The organism is Hyalangium minutum, from assembly GCF_000737315.1.
GTDB lineage: Bacteria > Myxococcota > Myxococcia > Myxococcales > Myxococcaceae > Hyalangium > Hyalangium minutum.
Genome location: NZ_JMCB01000009.1, coordinates 14,518 through 36,889, shown reverse-complemented (window position 1 = coordinate 36,889; position 22,372 = coordinate 14,518). Strand labels below are relative to the sequence as shown.

Below are 22,372 nucleotides of genomic sequence, written 5' to 3'. Positions count from 1 at the left end.
GGTCACCCTGCCAGCGGGCCGCGCGCGCGAGCAGAAGAGATGAATGAACTGGCCCCATTGTGGCTCAGGCGGCGGTGAAGGCTGCGCGGCCCGTGACGATGGCCTCAAGCCGGGCGTAGCGGGCCGCGAGTTGTGCGTAGGCCTTCGGGGTGAGGGTGTCCTGGTCTAGGGCCCTCGCCAGCTCCGCTCGGGTCTCCAGATAGTGCGCGGAGGGGATGCCACAGCGCTGCTCCATCATCCGGGCGGCCTCCTCCTCGGAGAGCGTGAGGGGGATTCCGAGCCGCTCGTGCATGAGCTGGCGCAGGTGACGGGCCAGCTCGGGGAGCAGCTCTCGCTCCACCTTGGCTCGGCGCGTGAGCCACCCCATGGATTGGACGTACTCCAGCGTGGAGCGGTGCCGCTCGGGCAGCTGCGGCCGGGGCGCTCCGAAGCGCTGGCCACGCGCGAACACGTAGAGGGCTCCCACGGCCAGGCACTGGAGCACGAAGGCCCAGACGCCTCGTGACATGGGCGGAGGGGGCTCCGCCGAGTGGTGGAACTCGTCGAAGAGCAGAGGGCCTCGGGCCGCGAGCGCGTCCCAGAAGCGCAGGTTGTCGAGCAGCTCGATCCGCCGGTTCTCCGCCATGTCAGGCCCCGCGGCCACATACACCTCGCCCTGGCCGAGCCCCAGCCGCCACAGCGCCGCGATGCCCTCCTGGCCGGCGATGGGCACGGCCTCCGCCATGTTCAGGCGGATGCCCCGGTCCCGGGACACCCGGAAGCCACTCGTGCCCCGAGCGGCTCCAGCAGGGACCCAGACGTCCACAGTGGTGCCTCCGAGGTCCTGATCACCCTCGGGGAGGCCCCGCGAACTCGCGCCCAGGAACGCGCCGCGCTCCAACTCCAGCCACTGCTCTAGCGCGGGTTGGCCCTTGGCCTTGTCCCGCGAGGTCAGGAAGACGAGGGTTCCCCCGCCGCGCACGAAGCGCTCCAACGCCTCCACCTCGACCGGGGAGACGGAGCGGCCTTGCGGTGCGGGGATGACGACAGTCCGGGCGGTGGTGGGGAGGGCTTCGAGCGAGTCCCGGTGCGCCTCCACGGTGGCGCCGCCCTCTTCGAGATAGAGGTAGAGCGCGCGCAGCCCGAGTGGGCCTGGGTTGTCCACGGACGGCAGCGTGGACTCGGTCGCGGCCTGCCGGGCCGACAGGCCCAGCGCCGCCGCGAGGGTGACGAGGATCCCGAAGAAGAGGAAGGTGCGCAGGTTCTTCATGCCACCCCTCCGGGAGGGGTGTGCTGCAGGCGCTCGACGTCGGCCACGAAGCTCGCGGCCTCGTCCGGGGGCACGGGCGACAGCGAATAGAAGGTGCGGTCGTACCAGCGGACCAGCCGCTCCACCTCCTGGACGAGGGGCGCTGGGGCGCCACGGCTGGGCAGCTCGGCGGCGAGCTCGCGGTTCGTCTTCACGCGATCGGGCCGGGCCAGTTGCCGCTCCTCGAGGGTGGAGAGCAGGGACAGCAGCCCCTGCCGGATGGCCTCACGCGGGGAGGAGGCCAGCGCCTCGCGGGCGCGCTGCAGGTGCTCGCGAGGGGAGTCGAGCTCGAGCCGGGCCGCGGCTTCGGCGGCTGGAGCGGCAGGTTGTGTGGCGGGGCGGCGCCAGCGCCGGAAGCGCAACACCCCAAAGAGGACCACCGCGAGCCCCAGCCCGAGGATGATGGCGCGGGTGGTGATGGCGAAGCTCTGGGCGCCCTTGGACTGGAAGAGGCCGCTGAGCCACGCGTCGGCTTGGCGAAGGAGGCGCTGGAGCAGATCGGTGTTGCGCCTGCGGGCTTGGGAGAACTCGGGCCGGTCGAGGATGGCCCGGAGCCGCTCCGGCGAGCTGTCGGGGAGGGATGCCTGCGGGCGGGCCGAGGACTCCTGGAAGGCACAGGTCTCCCTCAGCCGGGCCGCCACATCCTGGGCGAGCTGCTCGGTGGAGAAGTCCCCTTGGGGGCGCAGGGGGAGCCCTCCGGCGCGCGACTCGATGCCCGCCACGATGCTGGAGAGCTCTGCGGGGCGATTCTTGGCGGTCTCTTCGAGGAGCCGGACATCCGTCTCCAGATCCGCGCAAGGCACCGTGGCAAGCAGCAGGGGGAGGGCGAGGGTCAGCACGCGGCGCTCACGGGAGAGGGGGGCCGCTCAGGGAGCGGGGCGGTGGTGGGCGAGCCGGCGCTCGAGATCCAGCCCTTCGCGGCGCATCCGCAGGTCCAGGTAGAACATGGCGGAGAAGATCAAGCTCAGGGGAAGGAAGATGGACTGGCCCAGGACTTGGAACAGCTCCACGGGAACGAGAATCGCCTGAGGGATGGGGTTGGCGGCCGCGGCCGAGGGATTGCTCAGCTGGCCGTATGCGCTGTGAACGATCAGGGCGGGGATGCTGAAGATGAGCGTGACGGCGATGACGATGCCGCCAATGGCCGTGAGGAGGATCATCGCCCGGACCTTCACTCGGCCCATGAAGCCCGGAGCCACCCGGCCCGAGAGGAGAGCTCCCGAGCGCCGGAAGGACTCGAGCGCGGACAGGTCCTCCATGGCGAACACCGGCCCGAGGACGGCGAAGCGCAGGAAGTACCAGAGGAGGGCCGTCAGCCAGCCCAGGCCCATGACGATGATGCCGATGACGCTGAGGGCGACGCCCAGGATTCGGCCGCCCGAGCCTTCTACGGTGCTCGTCAGAACCGCCCCCAGCACCAGGGAGAGGGTTCCGGGGAGCATGCAAAGCAGGGTGATGCCCAGGCCCCAGAGCAGGGACAAAAGGTAGGCCCCGGTCAGGGCGCCCAGGCGCTGGAGGCCGCGGCGCAGCCCATCGCTCGGACGGGCGCTCTCGCCTAGCTGGATGGGGACGACATAGCGGGCGATGACCACCGTGGAGATCCAGTAGCTCCAGGTGAGCACGACCATCAGGAGGATCGCGGCCAGCACCATGAGGCCCAGCTCGGTGGTGACGCCGAGGGGATCGTCCTGGATGCGGGCCTCCAGCTCCTGGGGATTCCGGAGGAGGCTGCTGGTGCGCTCGAGGGTGATCGCGACACTCTTCTTGAAGATGTAGTCGATCAGCTGGAAGCCGAGCCCCAAAGCGAACAGCGGTACGAGGTGGGCGCGCCAGAAGATGGCGCAGCGGTCGATGATCTCGCCCAGAGAGAGCGGACGCAGGTCCTTGATGCCAGCAGGGGAACTCACGGTGCGGGCAGCATAGCGCGACTCAAGCCTGCGGCTGGGAGGAGTGAGTAGTGGGGCGCAACAGGGCCCTCGTGGCAGTGGTGGGGTTCTCGGCCTCCAAGACGGCGGAGATGACGGCGAAGCCGTGCGCTCCGGAGAGCTGGGGGGCCCGCTCTGGAGTGATACCCCCGAGCGCCAGGGCCGGGCAGGAGAGGGATGCCGCCAGCGCCTGGAACCCGTCAGGCCCCAAGGGAGGGCGGGTGTCTCCGGTCTTCGAGCCAGGGGCGTAGACGGGGCTGACGAGGGCCAGGTCAGCGCCTCGGGCGAGCTGGGCCTCGTGCGCGTCATGGACGGCGGCGCTGACCCACCGTCCGGCGGGCAGCGCAGGCCGGACATTCTCCACGGTGAGGCCCCGGGCGGGCAGGTGTAAGTGGGCACCGACAAGGAGCGCCACGTCCAGGCGGCCGTTGACGAAGAGCGGGTTGCCATGGGCCCGGCACAGCGCCGCGAGAAGCCGTGCCTCTTCGAGGAACACCCGCGTGGGTGCCTCTGGGTGACGATGCTGGACCGCCACTTCGGGCCCTGCCACCAGCGCGCGTTCCAGGGCCGAGAGCAGCCGTGCCCTCGGGAGCCGCCAATCGGTGATGACGATCAGCCGGGGGAGGGTGGGCACTACTCGACGAGCCCCTCGAGCGGGCTGGAGGCAGAGGCGTACGCCTTACGAGGGATGCGGCCAGCGAGGAATGCGTCGCGTCCCGCCTCCACGGCCTTGCGCATGGCCACGGCCATCCGCACAGGATCCTTCGCGCCGGCGATGGCGGTGTTCATCAGGACGGCGTCCACGCCCAGCTCCATGGCGATGGCGGCATCCGAGGCCGTGCCCACGCCCGCGTCGACGATGACGGGGATCTTCACGAGCTCGCGGATGAGGCGGATGTTGTGGGGGTTCCGGATGCCCAGCCCTGAGCCGATGGGGGCCGCCAGGGGCATGACCGCCGCGCAGCCCACGTCCGCCAGCTTGCGGGCGGAGATGGGATCGTCGGTGGTGTAGGGCAGGACGGTGAAGCCCTCCTTGACGAGGATGCGCGCGGCCTTGAGGGTCTCCTCGACGTCCGGATAGAGCGTCTTCTCATCGCCGAGCACCTCGAGCTTGACCCACTTGCTCATGCCCAGCTCCTCGGCGAGGCGGCAGGTGCGCACGGCGTCCTCAGCGGTGTAGCAGAGGGCGGTGTTGGGCAGCAGGCGCATGCGCTGGGTGTCGATCCAGTTCATCAGCGACGCCTCGCCCTGGGCCTTGAGGTCCAGGCGGCGTACGGCCACGGTGACCATCTCCGCGCCCGAGGCCTCGTGGCAGCGCTTCATGATGTCGAAGCTGGGGTACTTGCCCGTGCCGATGATGAGCCGCGACTGGAAGGTGACGCCGGCGAGAGTGAAGGGGGTGTCCTGGGTGCTCATGTGCTCTCCTACCCGCCACCGACGAAGGTGACGATCTCCACGCGATCTTGAGGGTTCAGGCGGTGCTCGGGGTGGCGGGCGCGGCGGACCACCTCCGCGTTCACCTCCACCGCGACGCCCGGGCCGCTGCCGACCCGCAGCAGCTCGAGAAGGCCCGCCAGGGTCAGCCCTGCGGGGACTTCACGCGCCTCTCCGTTGACCCAAATTGTCACGACCGGCCACTCCTGGACTGGAGGTCGACGCACTACAAGCGTGCCACCCCTCTGTCAACGCACACGGAGGTGCTGCGGCCGGAAAGGGGCCCGCTATACTCGGCCGCATGTTGACCGCGACCCGCAGGTTTGCCGCTTCCGTTCTGGCGTTGACGATCGCCTTGCCTGCGGCGGCTGCTGAGCCGAAGACAGCCGCACCCGCTGCAAAGCCCGCAGCGGCTGCGAAGGAGCAGCCCGCTTCGAAGGCGCAGACGGCCGCCAAGGAGCCGTCAGCCGCCAAAGAGCAGCCCGCTTCTGCGCCTGTGGCCGCGCTGGATGCGCCCGCGCGTGAACCCGAGCCCTTCATCCGAGGCCACCGCTACGCCTACGTGGCGGGCGGTCTTCTGCTGCTCGGGGGCGTGGGCTTTGGCTACTTCTCCCGGGGAGAAGCCCGGCGGGCGGAGAGCCTGGAGTCGGCGCGGGAGTCCAGCGCCGCGCTGAACCGGGCCAAGACGGCGGCGGCCACCTCGAACGTGATGTATGGGGTGGCGGGGCTCACGCTCGCCTATGGGCTGCTGCTGGAGTTTCTTCCGGAGCCCGCCGCGGACGCGGCGAGCCTCACCTATCACTTCTGAATCGGAAGAGGACGCGTGGACGCAAGGCTGAAAGGTGGCTTTCTCTCGCTCGCGGCCGTGCTGGTGGCGGCGGGCTGCATCATCTCTCAAGACGAGCTGGCGGGCCGTGCATGCTCCTTCGACGCGGACTGCCCCGAGTCCTATACCTGTGCCGGGCCGGAGGGGCTGCGCACATGTGAGGTCATCTATCCTCCGAGTACGAGCTCCGCGGATGCGGGAACCCCCGATGCGGGGCCCGTTCCCACGTACTGCAATGACGTGCAGCCCATCTTGGCGGCCTCGTGTGTATCGAACTGCCACGGGGCGGTGACCACGGGCAGCGGCCAGACGGACTTCCGGCTGGACTACTATGAAGGAGAGGCGGGGCAGCCCAAGGGCGCCAAGGACATGGCGGCCCGCATCAAGGCGCGCGCCTTCGATCAGCGGAGCATGCCCCCGTTGAATAGCCCCCAGCCCACCGATGTCCAGCGGGCGGTGCTGGCCCGGTGGGTCACCGCCGGAGCGCCTTTGTGTGATGGAGGCACCCCTTAGCCGAGGGGCACCCGAGCCAGCCATGAAAAGAGCCGTCGCCAGTCTGTCCATCTCCGTCGCAGTGACCCTCGTGGCCTGCGCCGTGTCGGTGAGTGACTTTGCCGGAAAGAGCTGTGAGGTCGCGGAGGATTGCCCGGACGGGTACACCTGCGTCGCGGCGCGCCCTGGAGCGGGCCGCACGTGCGAGGTGCTGCGCCTGCCGGAACTGGAGGATGCGGGCACTCCCCCAACGGGACCCGTGCCCACCTACTGCAACGAAGTCCGGCCGCTGCTGAACGCCTACTGCACGTCGAACTGCCACTCGGAGGATTACTCCCGGAGCGGCCAGTCCGGCTTTCGGCTCGATATCTACGAGTCCACCTCGAGCGTGATGGGCGCCAAGGAGATGGCCCCTCGCATCAAGGCGCGCGCCTCGGACCAGCGGACCATGCCGCCGCCGAGCAACCCTCTGCCGACCGAGGAGGAGCGAAAGATCATCGGGAGCTGGGCAGCCGGTGGGGCTCCTTTCTGCACGGACGGAGGCGTCACCCCGGATGGCGGCGTTCCGGACGGCGGACCGTGACAGAGGAAATTTGCGGGTAGAAGCGAGCGGAGGCCGGAGGGGTTGGCTGGCCGCTCGCTTCCCCTAATGCGTCTCTGTTCGCTGACAAGCGCTGTTCAGGTCCTAGGCGAACACCCACTTTCTGCCCAAGCGCCGGGAGCACTTATTCCCCGGCCAAGGCAACGAAAGGAGAGGTGCATGCGAAAGCTCATGGTGGCGGTGGCGGCAGTGGCGGGGTTGGCTCTGACGGCGGGGTGTAAGAAGGAGCCTCAGGAGGAGCGTCGCGAACTGGCGGAGGCGCAGAGGGATGCCCAGAAGGACATCGCCAACGCCCGTCAGGACGCCAACGAGGAGCGGGCTGATCTTCAGAAGGACTTCAACAAGGAGCGCGCTGATCTTCAGAAGGACGAGGCGGAGATCCAGAAGGACGAGAACGAGGAGATCGCGGACGCCCAGCGGAACGTGGCTGAGGAGGAGCGGGACGTCTACGAGGCTGAGATGAATCGCTCCAGGGATCTGGCGAAAGACACCGCGGGCTCTACGGCGGCCGTCGCCAACGTGAGCGTCCAGGGCCGCGTGAGGTCCACCCTGGGCGACTCGCTCGTGATCGTGGTCCCCAACAAGGCCAACGCCGAGCTGAAGCTCAAGACGGATGACAACACCCGTGTCACGCAGAACAACGTCGCCGTGGACCTGGACGACTTCAAGGAGGGCACCGAGGTGCGCGCCTCCTACGTGTCGGATGGGGATGACCTGGTCGCCCGCGACGTCGTCATCATCACCCCCGTGAAGAAGTAGGACCCTGCCGGTGAGCTGAGGGTCCAGGGACGGCTCCCGCCAAAGCGGGAGCCGTTTCTTCTTATTTGACGCGGGTTTCGCTCAGGGACGGAGCAGGTAGGAAGGGGAATGTCTGCCCCCTTTGGTAGGGTGTAACCCATGAGGTTGTTCCTGCACTTCCTACCTGCTGACTCTGTTCATTCCGCATTGCGTGCGCTTTCTGGTAGGATGTCTGACACCCAACCTGTAAGGTTGGGTGGTGCTCTCGCCGTCACACGCGCGGCCATTCGCGTGCCTACCTAAGGAGTGCACTGATGTCTTCACCCCCTGAGCGTCAATCCGCGAAGCCTGTCATCCTCTTTTCCTCGGGCGACACGTCCTACGAACTCATCCGCTACCTCGGGAGCTGCAGCAATGGAGAGGTCCTGCTGGCACGCCGCCGGTACGCGGATGTGGTGGGAGGATCGGTCATCATCAAACGCCTGCAGGACCCCTCGAACGCGATGACGCGGGCGCGGCTCCTGGAGGAGTTCAAGCTGGTCCTCCAACTGGATCACCCCTGCATCGCCCAGGTCCATCTGCTGCGGCTGCAGGACGGTGCGCCTCACCTCGTCATGGAGCATGTGGAGGGGCTCTCCGTGGAGTCCCTGCTCAACTTCGCGGCCATGCGAGGCCAGCCCCTGCCGGAGAACCTGGCGGCCTATGTCGCGGGGGAGGTGGCGGACGCCCTCTCCCACGCGCATTCGCAGAAGGACTTCAACGGCCGCCCGCTGAGCGTCATCCACCGGGACATCAGCCCCCGGAATATCCGCCTCGGCGTGCACGGGCGCGTGAAGATCACCGACTTCGCCGTGGCACACTCGCAGCTAGAAGGCCGCCTGGCCACCGTGGGCGCCCTGCTCAAGGGGGATATCGCCTATTCCTGCCCAGAGTATCTCCTGCTCCAGCCGCTGGATGGCCGGGCGGACCTGTTCTCCCTCGGCGTGGTCCTCCTGGAGATGGTCACGGGCCGGCACCTGCTGGATCTGCCAGAGGTGGAGCAGGCCATGCGTCAGGCGGGAAGCGCCAACGCCTTCCAGTCCTCGCTGATGGCCGAGGAGGAGACCTGGGCCCCCGTCGCAGAGATGTCCATGCGCATGGAGCGCTTCCGCCCGGAATACGTGGAGATTGCCACGCGCGGGCTGTCCACTCCCATGCGGGACATCATCGTCCGCGCCCTGCGGCGCGATCCGGCAGAGCGCTTCCAGTCCGGCCTGGAACTGAGGGATGCGCTCTGGGACTTCCTGGGCGGCCAGGGCCGGTGCTTCGGCCCTCGCGAGGCCCAGCGTGAGATCGCCCTGGTCCGCGCGGAGGCCATCCGGCGCAACGGGGGCGCTCAGCTCCCGGAGGAGGACTACCCCAGCGTTCCACCTGGGATGACCCTGCGCAGCAAGCCGCGCACCTGAGTCATGCGCTGCGCTGGGGGGCGCTCTGGCGGTAGGCCAGAGCGCTCCTTCGCCTGGAACCAGGCGGCCCCAGTCGGGTTCCCTGGGGCCGTGGGAATCTTGGCTTGTCCGGCGTCAGCAGAGGCCCGAGACTTTCGGGCATGAGCGACGTGAACGAACTCCACCGGCGCTGGTGTATCGCGGACAGCCACGCGGACTCGCTCATGTGGAACCGGGACTTGTGTGCCCGCTCCACCGAGGGCCATGTGGACTTCCCCCGGTTGCTTGAGGCTGGGGTGAAGCTCCAATGCTTCACGATTGTCACCCGGGGCTTCCCCTTCATTGGAGGCTTCCCGGCGTTCGCGGCTTGGCGCGGCTGGCCTCGGGCGGCTCGGGCCAGCGAGTGGAGCCGTGCGCTGTGGCAGATCGAGCGGCTCGAGGAGTTCTGCCGCCGCTCCGAGGGCCAGGTCCGCGTCACCACCACCGCTGCTCAGTTGGAGCAGAACCTCGCCCAGGGGCGGCTCTCTGCTGTGCTGGGAGTGGAGGGGGGCCATGCCATCGAAGGGCGTGTGGAGCGGCTCGCGGAACTGCACCAGCGCGGTGTGCGCTTCATGGGGCTCACCCACCTGTCCAACAATGACTTGGGGGGTTCCTCGTTTCCGATGATGGGCAACCGGGGCCTCACGCCCCTGGGCCATCAGGTGGTGGAGGAGATGGGGCGCGTGGGCCTGAGCGTGGATGTGGCCCATGCCTCCGAGCACACCCTGGAGGAGTTGTTCGCGCATTCCTCCGTGCGTTTCTTCTGCTCCCACACGGGCGTGCGGGGCGCGGGCGGTGGGTGGCGCAACCTGTCGGATGAGTCCCTGCGCCGCATCGCGGACCGGGGCGGGGTGGTGGGCATCATCCTCGCCCCCATCTACCTGGGCGGAGACACGCTGGAGGATGTGGTCCGCCACATCGAGCACGCCGTGAGCATCATGGGTGAGGAGGGGGTGGGGATTGGCTCGGACTATGATGGGATGGTGGCGCTGCCCCGGGGGTTCCGGGACGTGACGGATCTGCCCCGGCTCACCGAGGTGCTGCTGCGCCGCCACCCAGAGCCGTGGGTGGAGCGCATCCTCGGGGGCAACTACCGACGCTTCTTCCGGGAGACGCTCGGCGGTTGACCCGCCCCGTGAGGCCCGGGATAGTCGGCGCCTGCATGAACCGCTTCCTCGCGATCCTTCCGTTTGTGGGCTTCCTCTTTCTCCTCGGGTGCGGTGGCCCGAAGTCAGGGGACTCGTGCAACGTCAGTGGCTACATCTGCAGCAGTGAGACGGAGGCCCTGGAGTGCCGCCAGAACCAGTGGCGGACCCTCCCGTGCCGGGGCGGCTTGGGCTGCTCCGAGTCGGCGGGCACCATTCGCTGCGACACCTCCGCCAATGTCGCGGGCGACAACTGTGCCCTGAGCGCCGAGGGCCGTGGCCTCTGCCGCGCGGACGGCCTGGCAGTGCTCGAGTGCCGGCTGGGCGTGCTCGTGGAGACGGAGACGTGCCGCGCTTGCTCGGCGTCCGGCTCGCAGATCGCCTGCCAGAAGTAGCCGCGTCTCATCCGCGGGCCTTGGTGGCTCCCGAGCCGGGCGGTTGGCAGGCGGATTGCTTATGTCTACCTTCGGTTTGGGTGGTCGGGGGTGGGCATGGGCGGGCCGGGGCTGTGGGGACTGGGGGCTGTGGCGTGGTTGTGGGCAGGAGGCGTCGGCGCGGAGGCTCCCGTTCGTCCAGTAGAGAACAGGGAGGCCGTAAGGCAGCCGGTAAAAATGGCCACTGCGGCCATGCAAGTTCCTCAGGTGCCTGAGCAGGCGGTGCGGTTCGCGAGCGCCCCTGCAGCCTCCGCGTCCGGTGCTGTTGGCAGCAAGCAGCGGGGAGATCCTTCCTGGCGGACTGGCCGGCCTGCCAGTCCCGGTGAGCTGCAGGTGACGCCTTCTACACAGGCCGCGCTGGCGGGAGAGCAGATCTCCGTGAAGGTCGCGACCCGGGAGGGTGTGGCTGTTCGCGCTGAGGTCTTCCGCTTGGGCGTCTACGGCGGCACGGGGGCCCTCAAGGTCTGGAGCGGGGGCCCGTACACGGTCTCCACGGCGTCCCGATGCTCGAGCCCTTCGTGCCCCGAGCGCCAGACGTTCTCCTTCGAGGTGGCCCACCACTGGGAGCCGGGCCTCTACCTGGTGAAGGTGACTCGCGCGGATGGGACGCGCAGCTTCACTTCGATCGTGGTGAAGGCGCCCCAGTCCGACGGGCCGAGCTCCTGATCAGCCGGGTAGCGACGCCAGGAAGCGGTCGAGCACCGCGTTGAAGCGCTCCGGCTGCTCCTGGTTCGACAGGTGGCCCGCGCCGGGGATGATCTCCAGCTGGGCTCCGGAGATGAGCCCGGCCATCTGCTTCGCCTTCTCCACCGGTGTCACGGCGTCGTGCTCGCCGACGATCACCAGCGCTGGCCCTGCGAAGCGCGCGAGGATGTCCTTGCTGTCGGGCCGCAGGGCCATGCCTCGCTGCGCGGCGGCCACAGCCTGGGGATTCGCCGCCCGCATCATCGCCGCGACCTCCTGGCCCACCGGCGAGTCCGGGCCGGTGTGAACCAGCCGGGGCAGCAGCGTCTGCACCAGCGGCTCCACGCCCTTGTCCAGGGCCTCCTGGGCCGAGGTCTCGCGCCGGGCCCGTCCCGCCTCGTCGTCTGCGGTGGCCTGCGTGTCCACCAGCACCAGCCCACGCACGCGCCCCGCGTCCTCGCGCAGCAGTGCCATGGATGCGTAGCCCCCCATGGAAACGCCACCCACCACCGCAGAGTCGATCTTCAGTGCGTCCAGCAGCGCCAGCGCGTCCTGGGCGATCCGTGACATCTCCGTGGGCCCGCTGCCCCGCTGGCTCTGGCCGAAGCCCCGAGTGTCCGGGAGGATGAAGCGGTAGCGGCCCGACAGCGCCCGCACCTGCGCATCGAACGCCGAGCCATTCAGCGGAAAGGCGTGGAACAACAGCACGGGCAGCCCCTGGCCCACGTCCTGGTAGTGCAGGGGAATGCCATCGACGGTCACGGTCAGCACAGGGCCTCCTGGGGCTCAGATCCACCGGTTGCGCTTGAACCAGATGATGAGCGCGACGGGGAACAGCAGAATCGTCCCCCACATCGCGTAGTAGAACTCCTTGCCTTGGATCTCCTCGAAGTTCTGTCCGAAGAATCCCACGATGAACGACAGCGGCAGGAAGATCGTCGCGAAGATGGTGAGCTGCTTGGTGATGTCGTTCGTCTTGTTGGCCACCATGGACAGGTAACCGTCCATCGCGTTGCCCAGCAGATCGCGCCCACCGTCGATCTGCTCGTACAGCCGCACGAGGTGATCGTACACGTCTCGGAAGTACAGCGTGGTCTTCTCCTGGATGTGGAGGATGCCGCGCCGGGCCAGCAGCCCCACCACGTCCCGCTGCGGAGAGAGCACCCGCCGGAACGACACCAGCATCCGCTTCAGCTCGAAGATGCGCTGCAAATGCTCCTTCTCCGCGTGCTCGAAGATGGCCACCTCCAGGTCCTCCAGCTCATCGTTGAAGGTGTCCATGATGGGGAACTGCCGATCGATCAGCGTGTCCGCCAGCAGATAGAGGATGAAGTCCACCCCGCGCTCGATCGTCCCTCGCGGATCGGTCTCCACCCGGCGGCGCACCTCGTCGTGCGCGTCGAAGGGGAACTCGTGCACGCTGATCAGCCAGTCCGGTCCCAGGAAGAAATGATGCTCGTGTAGGGTCAGGTCGCAGATGTCCTTGCCGGCCGGCGTGAAGCCCTGGAGCACGATGAACTGGTGGTGGGGGTACTCCTCCAGCTTGGGGCGCTGGTCCAGGTGGAGGCAGTCCTCGACGGCCAGCTTGTGCAGGCCGTAGCGCTCCGCCAGCTTCATGAGTCCTTCCTCGGTGGGAGCGAGCACGTCGATCCACTTGGTGCCTGGCTGATCGAGCAGCTCCTCGCCGCCCGACAGGGTGCGGCCTTCGTGGTGAACGCGGACTTGTACCTTCATGGTGCAACTCTCAAGCAGGAGTGGCGGTGTACTCGTGATTGCTAGAACCAACAGCGCGAGAAGTCGAGAACCTGTCGGCACCGGATCGGTCTAGAGTGCGCCCCCGTGTCCGCCGAAAACGCACCTGTTGCACTCGCACCGAGACTCGAGCAGCTCCTGCAGTCCCTGCCGGACCCGGCGTTCGCAGGGCGGCTGAGGCAGGTCTACACCGCCGCCGCGCAGGCCATTGCCCGGCTGAGCGACATGGACCTGGTGAAGTACGAGACCGACTCCACCGAGTCGGGTGCGGATCTGTCCCTGTGGGAGGAGATGGCTCCTGTCATCCGGGACACCGTGATGGACGTGAACGTGCTGCTCAACGTCATCCGCGAGCAGTTCCCGGTGCAGGCCAAGGCCCAGGGGAAGATCCAGGAGTCCTCGGCCGTGCTGCAGGAGGCCATGTCCCAGCTGGCCCAAGAGATTACCCAGCTGGGCGAGGCCATGCGCAACCCGTCGGTGGTGTCCGATCGGTGGACGCTGCTGTCCGAGGTGCAGCGCTTCCGCTCCGCCTTCCGCGAGCACATCGGCAACCTCGTCTATTCGTCCATCAGCGTCTTCGGGGATGTGTCCCGGAAGGAGACGGTGCCGGGCTACGAGTCCGAGGTGAAGGCGGCGATGACGGTGCGCGCCGTCGTGGCGGATCTGGGGCGCATCATCGCGGTGCGCCTGGCCAAGGTGCGCGACGCGGGGCCCACGGACATGCAGGCCTACGCGCAGCAGGCCCAGAACGAGCTGGACGCCTTCGGACGGACGGCGGCCTACCGGGGGCTGCGGGCGCAGGACAAGCGGCACATCATCGAGCTTCGCGGCAGGCTGGGCCCCCTGGCCACCATGGCCGCTCCGCCGAAGGACGAGCTGGTCGCGGTGGTGGAGGCGCTCGATACCCTGGTGCGCTCGCTGTCCGCGGTGAACCAGCGGCAGGTCCTCATCCTCAATGACCGCGAGGTGTGGGCCGCCTGTGGCGTGCGGCTCGAGCGGGCGATGGGACTGGTGGACTCGGATCCGGCCACGGCCGCGAGGATCTTGGCCGAGGCCGCCGCCATTGGACAGTCCCTCTATGGGCGCGAGTCGAACATGGACGCCTTCCTGCGCAAGGCTCGCAAGGCCTCGCTGAACACCCTGACGGGTCCAGAGCTGCGGGCGACCCTGGAGCAGCTGCAGGGCCTGTTGGCCAACCTGGGGCTGATGTGAAGCGGTCGCCTGCCTCCCGAGGCGTGGGTGCGAGCGGCCGAGTCCCTGAGCCCCAGCCGCTGCGCCGGGCGGAGCTCTCGCGCGTGGAGAGCGTCTACACGGACGTGGACGGCACGCTCACGACGGGCCACAAGCTGCGGAGCCAGACGATCCGAGCGCTCGAGAGCCTGTCCGAGGCAGGGCTCCGGGTGGTGCTCGTCAGCGGTCGGCCAGCGGGGTGGGGTGAGGCCTGGGCGCGCACGCTCCCAGTCGACGGCGTCATCGTGGAGAACGGCGGGCTCTTCTTCGTGCGCGGCGCCAGCGGAGCGCTGCGCCGGGTGTATGCGGAGGCGCCAGCGGAGCGGGTGGAAAACCGGAAGCGGCTGCGCTCGGAGGTGCTCCGGGTGCTGAAGCAGGTGCCGGGTGCCAGATTGTCCTCGGACAGCGTGTACACGGAGGTGGATCTGGCCATCGACTACAACGAGGAGGTCCGGCTCGGGGACGCGGCAGCCGGCCGCATCGAGGCGCTGCTGCGGGCTCGCGGCGTGACGGCGGTGCGCTCTTCGGTGCACGTCAACTGCTGGATCGGACGGTTCGACAAGCTGTCCATGGCGCGGCGCTTCGCGCGGGTGGCCTGGGGCGAGTCCCTGTCGCCCGAGAGCGGCCGCTGCGTGTACGCCGGAGATTCTTTCAACGACGCCCCGATGTTCCAGGCCTTTGCCCTCAGTGTGGGGGTGGCCAACGTGCGTGGCGTGCTGGACCGCATCGATGCGCCGCCAGCCTTCATCACCCGGGCGGCCGAGGGGCGCGGCTTCGAAGAGTTGGCCCGCGCCATCCTCGCCCAGCGCGGCCGCCGCCCGGCCAACAGGAGTGACTTGTGAACGTCGTTAGACTCGAACTGGCCCGAGGACTCGGCCGTCACTTGCGCGCGGGGCACCCGTGGGTGTTCCGCAAGGCGCTGGAGCACGTGCCGAAGATCCCTCCCGGCAGTGTGGTGGACCTGACCGAGGGCGGGAAGTTCGTTGCCCGCGGCTACTTCGATCCGCACTCGGCCATCGCGGTGCGCGTGCTCACGCGGGATCCCCGGGAGAACATCGACTCGGACTTTGTCGCCCGCCGCGTGAAGCAGGCCCTGGCCGAGCGGAAGTCCCTCATCGATCTCACCGATACGGACAGCTTCCGCCTCCTCCATGGTGAGGGCGATGGTCTGCCCGGCGTGGTGGCGGATCTCTACGCAGGCTACGTGGTGCTCAAGCTGTACTCGGCGGGGCTCACTCCGTACCGGCACCTGATCGTCGAGGCGCTCAAGCAGGCCATCCCGGATCTGAAGGGCATCCTCGGCCGGGACGAGGTCGCCCGCGACGATGTGGAGGACGATGAGGGCCGCGGCTCCGGGAAGATGCTCCATGGGTCTCCGGCGCCGGAGCTCATTCCCATCCGCGAGCGAGGCGCCACCTTCCTGGTGGACGCATGGCGGGGACAGAAGACGGGCTTCTTCCTGGATCAGCGCGAGAACCGCTACCTCATCCGGCGGCTGGCGAAGGATCGGGACGTGCTGAACTGCTTCTCGTTCAGCGGCGGGTTCTCGGTGAACGCGGCGCTGGGCGGGGCCAAGAGCGTCTTCTCCGTGGACCTGGACCCGGAGGCCATCGCGCTGGCCCGCGAGAACTTCACGCGCAACAAGCTCCCGGCGGAGAAGTACGACTTCCTCGCGGCGGACGTCTTCAAGATCATCCAGTCCTTCAAGGACGAGGGCCGGACCTTCGATCTGATCATCCTGGACCCGCCCGCCTTCGCGAAGAGCCAGCGGGCCGTGCAGGCGGCGATCGACGGGTACGCCTCGCTCAACCGGCAGGCGCTCGGGATTCTGCGGCCCGGAGGGCTCCTGGCCACGGCCTCGTGCTCGGCGCGCGTCACCCCGGATGACTTCATGGGCGCGGTGCGCGAGGCGGGCTTCAAGGCCGGTGTGGATCTGGCCCTCGTGGAGGAGCGCTACCAGCCGCCGGATCACCCGGTCCGGCTGCAGTTCCCCGAGGGCAAGTACCTCAAGTTCTACGTGCTGGCCTCGGTCTGAGCCCGCGCCTTCAAGAGGGCAGGGGGAGCTACTTGGTGAGCTCCTCGGGGTGGAACACGCGCGACGCCACGCGGTCCAGCACCTCGTCGCTCCACTTGAGGCTGGCCTTCATCAGCTTCTTCATGTCCTTGGTGAAGGCCCGCTCTTCCGGCACCTGCGTATAGGTCCGGCTCAGGTAGAGCCCGCGGTTCTCGGGCTCGTAGTCCACGGTGCCGCCGCCGGTGTCCGTGCCTTCCTTCTCCTCGGCTTGGAAGGTCTCGATGACGCCCGGCTTGGGCGGCTCATGGAACTTGTACACGAGGGCGCTGCACTCCAGCGCCTTCGTGTCCTCATGCCACTCGAAGTAGAGCTGCGCCCCGCCCATCACCAGCCCGCCAAAGCCCTCGGCGTTGAGTCCAGGGCTCTGCGGATTGGCCTCGGGCCGGACGAAGATCTGCACCAGCCGCTGGGCGGCCTCCCGGGTCATGGGAGCGCCCTCGGCCGCTGCAGGTGCCAGGCCGGCCACCCACGACATCAGGAGGCCTGCCAGTCCACTTCGAGGGGCAGTCGCCATCTCAGTTGAAGTTGCCAGCCCGAGCCTGGTCGAAGGGCACGCGGTGCTTCAGGTAGATGGACTCGAAGCCGTGAGCGGCGATCGGGTTGAGCTTGAAGTCGTTGAAGTGGTGCACCTGCGAGTTCTTGCCACCGTCGGCGATCGGGTTCCACTTGTCGGCGACAGGGCCCAGGCCGAAGAGACCCGGGACCGGGTCGCCGCGGTTCACGTAGTGCACGTACTGCGGGCCGTCCGGGTAGCGCGTGGCCGCAGCGCCGAAGGTCTCCACCTCCAGCTTGCTCATGGTCTTCTGCGCCTGCTCCTTGGACATCCCATCTTCCAAGCGCAGCCGGTCGTACACGTGGCCCAACGCGCGGCTGGTGATCAGGCCACCCTGGCTGTGCGCCATCACGTGCACGCTGCGGCCCGCCTTGAGCTCGTTGTAGAGCGTGTCCGCCAGCGTATCCACCGCCGGGTTGGTGCCCTTGTCCAGCTTGTCCTTCACGCACTGGGCCAGGTCCGCGCCCATGCCCTCGGTGGCGTTGTGGATGCCCACCACCTTCGAGCCCGTCGTCTCCGCGATGGACTCGAGGCTGCTGAACTGGGCGTCCTTGGGGGTGTTGATGCCGTTGACGTAGACGATCGTCGAGGACGGGTTCGGGTTGTTCTTCGGGGTGACGCCGGGGATGTCCTTCAGCGGCGTGCCGGGGGGGAACGTCTTCCCGCCAGCGCCCACGAACTGCCCGTCATGCACCTTGTCCGGCTGGTTGCCGCCGCCGAAGAAGCCCTGGACGGCCTTGGCGCCGCCGACGGCCGCGTTCTCGAAGCCGTCCACCACGTTGTGGACCTTGTTGCCCGTGGCCACGGCGACGTCGTGCACCTTGTCCGCGGTCTTCGCCACCGCGGTCTCTACCTTGTCGACTGCCTTCTCGGCGCCGGTGCGCACCTGGTTGATGAGGTTCCGGCCGCGCTCGATCGGGTTCATTCGGGGACTCCTAAATCGTCGGGGTGTGATGCTCTTGGTGGGAATTATCGCACCCAGCCGTGGGAAAGTTTCCACCTGGGTGTTTTTAAGGGCGTCAGAGGCTAGGTCTTGAAGACCTTCGAGGCCACGCGGTCGAGGACCTCGTCACCCCAGACCAGGCTGGCCCTCATCAGCCGCTTCATGTCCTCGATGAAGGCCGTCTGCGGAGGGGCCTGCGTGTACGTGCGGCTCAGGAAGAGCGACTTGTTCTCCGGCTCGTAGTCCACGGCGCCGCCGCCGGTGTCCGTGCCAGCCTTCTGCTCGGCCTGGAAGCCCTCGACGATGCCCGGCTTGGGGGCGTCGCGGAACTTGTAGATGAGCGCGCTGCACTCGAGCGCTTGCTCTTTGTCGTGCCACTCGAAGTAGAGCTGGGCGCCCTCGATGGCGACACCGCCAAAGCCCTGCGGGTTGAGGCCCGGGCTGTTGGGGTTTTCTGTGGCTGCCAGGAACGCCTGCGCCAGGCGCTGTGCTTCTTCACGGATCATCAATGGATCTCCAGGCGGGGGGAAGCGTGGGCAGGCAGCCTAGCAGACCTGTTCACTTTCTTGCCTCGGGGAGCAGCGCGGGAGGACGGAAGGGCGGCAGCAGGCGGCCGGGCTCGGCTGGATCACGTTCCGATCATTTCGCGATCAGAATCCGCGATTCCGCTGAATGGATGTTCATGGGTCTTGAATGACTCGGTTCGGAGTCTCAAGCCGTCCGGGCTCCCGAGGATTAAGGTCCCCTCGCATGGTCACCAAAGGGCAGTTTCTCGAGCGGCCCACGCTCATCCCCGTCGGCCGTGAGGTGATGGAGGGCACGGCGCACCGGGGCGTGAAGCGGCCGCCGTTGCTCGTGCTGTCGCCTCGGCCCGAGGAAGGCGGAGGCATGGACCACGTGATTGCCGCCGAGCTGGCCTGGGCTGCGGCCACTGCGGGCTTCCCCACGCTCCGTTTCAACTACCGGGGTGTCGGAGGCAGCCAGGGCTCGCGTGGGACGGGCGACGCGCTCGTCCAGGACGCGGAGGCCGCCATGAGGGTGCTGCTGGAGAACGCGCAAAGCACCAGTCTCGCGGTGGCCTCGCTCCACGGAGGCGCTCAGGTGGCGATGGAGCTGCAGGCCCGGCACCCGTCAGTCGGTGGGGTGTGCCTGATCGCGCCTGCGGATGTGGAGCTGGCGCAGTTGGTGCGGGTGGATCGCTCGCTGCTCGTGGTGGTGGGTGAAGAGGACAAGCGCATGTCTCGGGCGGCCCTGTCGGCGGTGGTGGGCGAGGCAGCGCACGGAGAGCTGGAGGTGGTGGATGACGCAGGCCCGAATTTCCACAGGAATCTCCCGCAGGTCGGGAAGTTCGTAGCGGGGTGGCTGAAGCGGCTGTCGGGCGAGTGACCGATGCCGTGCAAGCGGTGAGACTTCTTAAGGTTTCTCAATACTCCAGCGCTTGCCCGCTGGGCTGCTGGTCGAACAAACTGCGGTGCAGACCCAATCGCCTCGTCGCTCGTTCGTAGGGGTCTGTTGAAGGAGTACCCCGTTTTCTGAGGAGTGCAGACGATGCGAAGGATCCTGGCGAACGCGGTGGTGGCCCTGGTCGTAGTCGCGACCGCGGCCTGCTCTTCCCAGAAGGAGGTGCCTGCCTCGGCCGAGCCGGCCACGCAGCCCGAGCGGCTGGACCTGACCGGCGCGGATCTGGTGCCGGGCAGCATCCTGGTGGACTTCAAGGACGGCACCACCAAGGAACAGTTCGACGCCTGGGAGGCCGAGTGGGGTGTGGACCTCGAGTTCAACTCCATCGAAGGCCAGGACGACGGCATGACCGTCGCGGTGGGGGTGGATGACGTGGAGAGCGCGCTGGCGCGCATCCGTCAGAACCCCGCCGTCGAGTACGCCGAGCCCCTGATGCAGTTCCGCTCCAGCTTCACGCCGAATGATCCGGACTACGGCAAGCAGTGGAACCTGCAGATGATCGACATGCCCAAGGCCTGGGACACCAGCAAGGGCAAGGGCGTGGTGGTGGCGGTGCTCGACACGGGCATCGCCTACGAGGACTACGACGACTTCAAGCAGGTGCCGGACCTGAAGGGCGTGAAGTTCGTCACCGGCTATGACTTCGTGAACGACGACGAGCACGCCAACGACGACCACGGCCACGGCACGCACGTGGCGGGCACCATCGCCCAGGCGACGAACAACAACGAGGGCGTGGCGGGCGTGGCCTTCGAGGCGACGCTGATGCCGGTGAAGGTGCTCAACCACTTCGGCAGCGGCACCTCGGCGGACATCGCGGATGCCATCCGCTTCGCGGCGGACAAGGGCGCCAAGGTGATCAACATGTCGCTGGGCGGCGGCGGGTACTCGCCGGCCATGGCCTCGGCGGTGGAGTACGCGCGCAAGAAGGGCACGACGGTGGTGGCAGCGGCAGGCAACGCGGGCCGTGGGCGCGTGGAGTTCCCCGCGGCGTACCCGGGCGCGGTGGCGGTGGCCGCCGTGGGTCCGGAGGGCACGCGCGCTCCGTACTCGTCCTACGGCAAGGACCTGGATATCGCGGCGCCGGGCGGTGACAAGCGCAAGGGTGACCAGAACGGCATCATCCAGAACACGATCGATCCGAAGGATGTGTCGCGCTCGGTGTACGCCTCGTACCAGGGCACCAGCATGGCCACTCCGCACGTGGCGGCGGTGGCGGCGCTCCTGTACGCAGCGGGCGCCAGCGGTCCGGACGAGGTGGAGAAGGCGCTCTTCGCGGGCGCCAAGCGCGTGAACGGCCAGGCCTGGTCGGAGGAGTACGGCCACGGCCTGCTCAACGCGAAGGCCTCGCTGGAGGCGATCGGGGCCACTCCGGGGACGCAGTGGCCGTCGCTCTGGTGGGCGCTGGTGCTGCTGGCGGTGGTGCTGCTGACGCTGGGCCGCCGCGAGCGCCCGGGCTACCTCAACCTGATCTTCAAGCCGAGCTTCGTGGTGCCGCTGGTGTTGGCCACCGTGGGCATGTTCTTCGCTCGCTCGTGGTTCGGCGGGGCCGCGGGGGCGAGCGGGGACGGGGTGGACGCCCTGTGGCTGCCGATTCCCGACTGGCAGCGCATCATCTTCGGCCGCGGCAAGTTGGCCAACCCGCTCTTCTACAGCGCTCTCATCCCGGTGGTGCTCTCGTTCTTCGCCATCAAGTTCCGCGGGCTGCGGCCGGCCATTGGCGGCCTGGCGCTCGGCTTCGCGGGCTTCCTGAGCTACGCGGCCTGGTCCAAGGCTCCGGGGCTCGCGTACATGCCCTTCACCTTCCTGGCCATGCCGTGGCTCGTGGTGAACGCGATCATCAGCGTCTTCATCGCTCGTGCGATGCTCAAGAAGGAGACGCCGTGAAGCTGACCGGGCGCGTCGTCTACCGGGATCTCGAGGGTGGCGTCTGGGTCCTCGAGGGCGATGATGGCCGCACGTATCAGCTCGCCGGTGGAGATCGGAAAATCAAGAAGGACGGTCAGCGCATCGAAGTCGAAGGCCAGGTCGCCGACGTCATGACGGCCCAGATGGTGGGGCCGGTGTTCGACGTGTCCTCGTACCGGTTCGTCTAGCTTCGGGCGGGCGGTTTCTGGAATGGGCCCTCCTCGCGGGATGCTCCGCGGGAGGGCTCACTCGTTTTCGGCCCCAGGCTCTGCCGGGTGCGACTGGGACTGGCGGACGCGCTCCTCTTTATAAGTCTCCACGGGTGCGCGTCCGCACCGGGCTTCTTCGCGGAGCTGCTGCAGGTGGGTGCGCTCGGTGTGGAGCTCCTGCGGCGCCGTCTTGGGCAGCTTGGGGAGCCGGTGCTCCATGTCGATCATGCGCAGGCGGATGCCGCGCCAGTCCGCCAGCACCAGGAGCCCCAGCGAGAGCGTGGCGGCCGTCAGCCACGGCAGCAGCAGCTTCGGCAGGGGCGAGGGAGGCTGGGTGAGTGTGGGAGGCTCCTGCCTTGGGCCCCACAGCGCCGAGAACCTTCGCGCGAGCCCGAGCAGGCTTGCCATCGCGAGGATGCCGACGGTGGACAGCAGGAGGACGGCTTCGAGCGGGGGACGATCCTCCGTGCTCTCCGCCCCGACCTGTCGCAGCGCGAGGAACAACACGGAGGACACCACGTTGTTGGCCGAGTGCGCGAGGATGCCCGGCCACAGCGAGCCCGTGTAGAGCCGCAGGGCGCCGAACAGCACCCCCAGCTCCACGCGCGCGGCGAAGCCCACGGGATCGAAGTGGAACGCGCTGAAGATGACGGCGGTGACCAGCACGGCGCTGGTCCGCGAGAGCGAGGTGCTCCCCACTCCTTTCTGGAGGATGCCTCGGAAGAAGAACTCCTCGCAGACGGGAGCGGCCAGGGAGACGCCGGCGAGCATGATGCCCAGCTCCAGCGGAGTCTGTCCCTCGAAGATGCGGCTCCCGTCGAACATCTCCCGGAGCCAGGGAGGCGCCAGCGTCTGGGCGATGTACTGGATGGGCACCACGAAGGCGAAGAAGTTGGCCACTCCCAGCCCGAAGCCCAGCGCGGAGGGCGCCAGCGCCGGGGACTCCAGCCCCGTGTAGCCCAGCGGTTCATAGTGGGAGAGGCGCAGCATCACCCAGGGCACGCCCATGAAGATGAAGATCTCCGTGAACCAGATGCCGAAGGCCGGGTTGAGCATCTGGCTGGCCCCGCCCACCGTGAGGAAGAGCGCCAGGAGGATGACGGTGGCCCGCACCGCCAGCGGAAGAGGCCTCGCGGCAGGGTCGGGAGGCTCCCCCGAGGGTTCGGGGAGAGGGGGATGGCTTGGGGTGGAATCTTCCACCGTGATCTCCTC

At 68.2% G+C, this 22,372-nt stretch carries 26 protein-coding genes; 14 read left to right on the top strand and 12 right to left on the bottom strand.

Annotated features, from left to right (window positions below):
* Window positions 1–64 precede the first annotated feature (64 nt).
* Genes DB31_RS23930 through thiS form a run of 6 tightly spaced genes read right to left on the bottom strand, consistent with a single transcriptional unit; the run spans window position 65 to window position 4,841 of the window.
* Window positions 65–1,249: a DUF4350 domain-containing protein gene (locus tag DB31_RS23930; RefSeq protein WP_044191658.1), complete on the bottom strand. Its 1,185-nt coding sequence runs from the start codon at window positions 1,247–1,249 to the stop codon at window positions 65–67.
* Window positions 1,246–2,127 (bottom strand): DUF4129 domain-containing protein, encoded by an 882-nt coding sequence (locus DB31_RS23925; protein WP_044191656.1) that lies wholly within the window; start codon window positions 2,125–2,127, stop codon window positions 1,246–1,248. Before DB31_RS23925 ends, DB31_RS23930 begins: the two co-directional genes overlap by 4 nt.
* A gap of 27 nt (window positions 2,128–2,154) precedes the next feature.
* Complete coding sequence (locus tag DB31_RS23920; RefSeq protein WP_044191654.1) at window positions 2,155–3,195, bottom strand: hypothetical protein; 1,041 nt, start codon at window positions 3,193–3,195, stop codon at window positions 2,155–2,157.
* Between the two features lie 22 nt (window positions 3,196–3,217).
* On the bottom strand, window positions 3,218–3,847 hold the full coding sequence (locus DB31_RS23915; RefSeq protein ID WP_044191652.1) for a thiamine phosphate synthase: 630 nt from the start codon (window positions 3,845–3,847) through the stop codon (window positions 3,218–3,220).
* Window positions 3,847–4,629, bottom strand: a complete 783-nt coding sequence (locus DB31_RS23910; RefSeq protein WP_044191650.1) for a thiazole synthase — start codon at window positions 4,627–4,629, stop codon at window positions 3,847–3,849. Before DB31_RS23910 ends, DB31_RS23915 begins: the two co-directional genes overlap by 1 nt.
* Window positions 4,630–4,637: 8 nt before the next feature.
* Complete coding sequence (gene thiS / locus DB31_RS23905) at window positions 4,638–4,841, bottom strand: sulfur carrier protein ThiS (protein ID WP_044191648.1); 204 nt, start codon at window positions 4,839–4,841, stop codon at window positions 4,638–4,640.
* A gap of 107 nt (window positions 4,842–4,948) precedes the next feature.
* Between thiS and DB31_RS23900 the strand changes: the two genes are divergently transcribed.
* The 8 genes from DB31_RS23900 (at window position 4,949) to DB31_RS50660 (ending at window position 11,012) form a co-directional block, all read left to right on the top strand.
* On the top strand, window positions 4,949–5,455 hold the full coding sequence (locus tag DB31_RS23900; RefSeq protein WP_044191646.1) for a hypothetical protein: 507 nt from the start codon (window positions 4,949–4,951) through the stop codon (window positions 5,453–5,455).
* Between the two features lie 15 nt (window positions 5,456–5,470).
* A complete protein-coding gene (locus tag DB31_RS23895) occupies window positions 5,471–5,986 on the top strand; it encodes a hypothetical protein (protein WP_052420193.1) in 516 nt (171 codons plus the stop codon).
* Window positions 5,987–6,008: 22 nt separating this feature from the next.
* Window positions 6,009–6,548 carry a hypothetical protein gene (locus tag DB31_RS23890; protein ID WP_044191644.1) on the top strand — a complete coding sequence of 180 codons (540 nt, stop codon included), beginning with the start codon at window positions 6,009–6,011 and terminating at the stop codon, window positions 6,546–6,548.
* A gap of 177 nt (window positions 6,549–6,725) precedes the next feature.
* Window positions 6,726–7,325: a flotillin family protein gene (locus tag DB31_RS51305; RefSeq protein WP_044191641.1), complete on the top strand. Its 600-nt coding sequence runs from the start codon at window positions 6,726–6,728 to the stop codon at window positions 7,323–7,325.
* A 293-nt stretch (window positions 7,326–7,618) separates the two neighbouring features.
* Complete coding sequence (locus DB31_RS23880) at window positions 7,619–8,749, top strand: serine/threonine-protein kinase (RefSeq protein WP_044191639.1); 1,131 nt, start codon at window positions 7,619–7,621, stop codon at window positions 8,747–8,749.
* Window positions 8,750–8,889: 140 nt separating this feature from the next.
* Entirely contained in the window at window positions 8,890–9,894 is a 1,005-nt protein-coding gene (locus tag DB31_RS23875; RefSeq protein ID WP_044191638.1) for a dipeptidase, read from the top strand.
* Window positions 9,895–9,929: 35 nt separating this feature from the next.
* Window positions 9,930–10,307 carry a hypothetical protein gene (locus tag DB31_RS23870; RefSeq protein ID WP_044191636.1) on the top strand — a complete coding sequence of 126 codons (378 nt, stop codon included), beginning with the start codon at window positions 9,930–9,932 and terminating at the stop codon, window positions 10,305–10,307.
* Window positions 10,308–10,679: 372 nt separating this feature from the next.
* Window positions 10,680–11,012 (top strand): N,N-dimethylformamidase beta subunit family domain-containing protein, encoded by a 333-nt coding sequence (locus DB31_RS50660; RefSeq protein WP_240486856.1) that lies wholly within the window; start codon window positions 10,680–10,682, stop codon window positions 11,010–11,012.
* Here DB31_RS50660 and DB31_RS23860 read toward each other — a convergent pair whose 3' ends face one another.
* Both DB31_RS23860 and corA read right to left on the bottom strand, forming a co-directional pair.
* The gene (locus DB31_RS23860) at window positions 11,013–11,801 is read right to left on the bottom strand and encodes an alpha/beta fold hydrolase (protein ID WP_044191632.1); all 789 of its coding nucleotides are present in this window, start codon (window positions 11,799–11,801) and stop codon (window positions 11,013–11,015) included. It lies immediately after the preceding gene.
* A 15-nt stretch (window positions 11,802–11,816) separates the two neighbouring features.
* Window positions 11,817–12,764 carry a magnesium/cobalt transporter CorA gene (gene corA / locus DB31_RS23855; RefSeq protein ID WP_044191630.1) on the bottom strand — a complete coding sequence of 316 codons (948 nt, stop codon included), beginning with the start codon at window positions 12,762–12,764 and terminating at the stop codon, window positions 11,817–11,819.
* A 105-nt stretch (window positions 12,765–12,869) separates the two neighbouring features.
* On the opposite strand from corA, the gene DB31_RS23850 reads away from it, so the two are divergent.
* From DB31_RS23850 to DB31_RS23840, 3 genes are read left to right on the top strand one after another with little or no spacing between them, the layout of a single operon-like run.
* Window positions 12,870–13,994, top strand: a complete 1,125-nt coding sequence (locus DB31_RS23850) for a hypothetical protein (protein ID WP_205628557.1) — start codon at window positions 12,870–12,872, stop codon at window positions 13,992–13,994.
* Complete coding sequence (locus DB31_RS23845) at window positions 13,991–14,854, top strand: HAD-IIB family hydrolase (RefSeq protein ID WP_240486854.1); 864 nt, start codon at window positions 13,991–13,993, stop codon at window positions 14,852–14,854. The genes DB31_RS23850 and DB31_RS23845 overlap by 4 nt, the downstream gene beginning before the upstream one ends.
* Window positions 14,851–16,047 carry a class I SAM-dependent rRNA methyltransferase gene (locus tag DB31_RS23840; RefSeq protein WP_044191624.1) on the top strand — a complete coding sequence of 399 codons (1,197 nt, stop codon included), beginning with the start codon at window positions 14,851–14,853 and terminating at the stop codon, window positions 16,045–16,047. Before DB31_RS23845 ends, DB31_RS23840 begins: the two co-directional genes overlap by 4 nt.
* Window positions 16,048–16,075: 28 nt before the next feature.
* Here the strand turns inward: DB31_RS23840 and DB31_RS23835 are convergent, their stop codons facing one another.
* From DB31_RS23835 to DB31_RS23825, 3 genes are all read right to left on the bottom strand, one after another.
* Window positions 16,076–16,513 carry a hypothetical protein gene (locus tag DB31_RS23835; RefSeq protein WP_205628556.1) on the bottom strand — a complete coding sequence of 146 codons (438 nt, stop codon included), beginning with the start codon at window positions 16,511–16,513 and terminating at the stop codon, window positions 16,076–16,078.
* 88 nt (window positions 16,514–16,601) lie between these two features.
* Window positions 16,602–17,564 (bottom strand): hypothetical protein, encoded by a 963-nt coding sequence (locus DB31_RS23830; protein ID WP_044191619.1) that lies wholly within the window; start codon window positions 17,562–17,564, stop codon window positions 16,602–16,604.
* Window positions 17,565–17,665: 101 nt separating this feature from the next.
* Window positions 17,666–18,088 (bottom strand): hypothetical protein, encoded by a 423-nt coding sequence (locus DB31_RS23825; RefSeq protein ID WP_044191617.1) that lies wholly within the window; start codon window positions 18,086–18,088, stop codon window positions 17,666–17,668.
* 244 nt (window positions 18,089–18,332) lie between these two features.
* On the opposite strand from DB31_RS23825, the gene DB31_RS51300 reads away from it, so the two are divergent.
* The 3 genes from DB31_RS51300 (at window position 18,333) to DB31_RS23810 (ending at window position 21,139) form a co-directional block, all read left to right on the top strand.
* Window positions 18,333–18,968, top strand: coding sequence for an alpha/beta hydrolase (locus DB31_RS51300; RefSeq protein WP_044191615.1), 636 nt, complete (start codon window positions 18,333–18,335; stop codon window positions 18,966–18,968).
* A 162-nt stretch (window positions 18,969–19,130) separates the two neighbouring features.
* Complete coding sequence (locus DB31_RS23815; RefSeq protein WP_240486852.1) at window positions 19,131–20,930, top strand: S8 family serine peptidase; 1,800 nt, start codon at window positions 19,131–19,133, stop codon at window positions 20,928–20,930.
* A complete protein-coding gene (locus DB31_RS23810; RefSeq protein WP_044191612.1) occupies window positions 20,927–21,139 on the top strand; it encodes a DUF5818 domain-containing protein in 213 nt (70 codons plus the stop codon). The genes DB31_RS23815 and DB31_RS23810 overlap by 4 nt, the downstream gene beginning before the upstream one ends.
* A 57-nt stretch (window positions 21,140–21,196) precedes the next feature.
* On the opposite strand, the gene DB31_RS23805 is transcribed toward DB31_RS23810, so the two are convergent.
* Window positions 21,197–22,360, bottom strand: a complete 1,164-nt coding sequence (locus DB31_RS23805; protein ID WP_044192002.1) for a type II CAAX endopeptidase family protein — start codon at window positions 22,358–22,360, stop codon at window positions 21,197–21,199.
* Between the last annotated feature and the right edge of the window lie 12 nt (window positions 22,361–22,372).

Coding starts and splice junctions, on each gene's coding strand:
- DB31_RS23930 (WP_044191658.1), bottom strand. CDS start 1,249: ATGAAGAACCTGCGCACCTTCCTCTTCTTCGGGATCCTCGTCACCCTC.
- DB31_RS23910 (WP_044191650.1), bottom strand. CDS start 4,629: ATGAGCACCCAGGACACCCCCTTCACTCTCGCCGGCGTCACCTTCCAG.
- DB31_RS23900 (WP_044191646.1), top strand. CDS start 4,949: ATGTTGACCGCGACCCGCAGGTTTGCCGCTTCCGTTCTGGCGTTGACG.
- DB31_RS23890 (WP_044191644.1), top strand. CDS start 6,009: ATGAAAAGAGCCGTCGCCAGTCTGTCCATCTCCGTCGCAGTGACCCTC.
- DB31_RS51305 (WP_044191641.1), top strand. CDS start 6,726: ATGCGAAAGCTCATGGTGGCGGTGGCGGCAGTGGCGGGGTTGGCTCTG.
- DB31_RS23880 (WP_044191639.1), top strand. CDS start 7,619: ATGTCTTCACCCCCTGAGCGTCAATCCGCGAAGCCTGTCATCCTCTTT.
- DB31_RS23875 (WP_044191638.1), top strand. CDS start 8,890: ATGAGCGACGTGAACGAACTCCACCGGCGCTGGTGTATCGCGGACAGC.
- DB31_RS23870 (WP_044191636.1), top strand. CDS start 9,930: ATGAACCGCTTCCTCGCGATCCTTCCGTTTGTGGGCTTCCTCTTTCTC.
- corA (WP_044191630.1), bottom strand. CDS start 12,764: ATGAAGGTACAAGTCCGCGTTCACCACGAAGGCCGCACCCTGTCGGGC.
- DB31_RS23835 (WP_205628556.1), bottom strand. CDS start 16,513: ATGACCCGGGAGGCCGCCCAGCGGCTGGTGCAGATCTTCGTCCGGCCC.
- DB31_RS23830 (WP_044191619.1), bottom strand. CDS start 17,564: ATGAACCCGATCGAGCGCGGCCGGAACCTCATCAACCAGGTGCGCACC.
- DB31_RS23825 (WP_044191617.1), bottom strand. CDS start 18,088: ATGATCCGTGAAGAAGCACAGCGCCTGGCGCAGGCGTTCCTGGCAGCC.
- DB31_RS51300 (WP_044191615.1), top strand. CDS start 18,333: ATGGTCACCAAAGGGCAGTTTCTCGAGCGGCCCACGCTCATCCCCGTC.
- DB31_RS23815 (WP_240486852.1), top strand. CDS start 19,131: ATGCGAAGGATCCTGGCGAACGCGGTGGTGGCCCTGGTCGTAGTCGCG.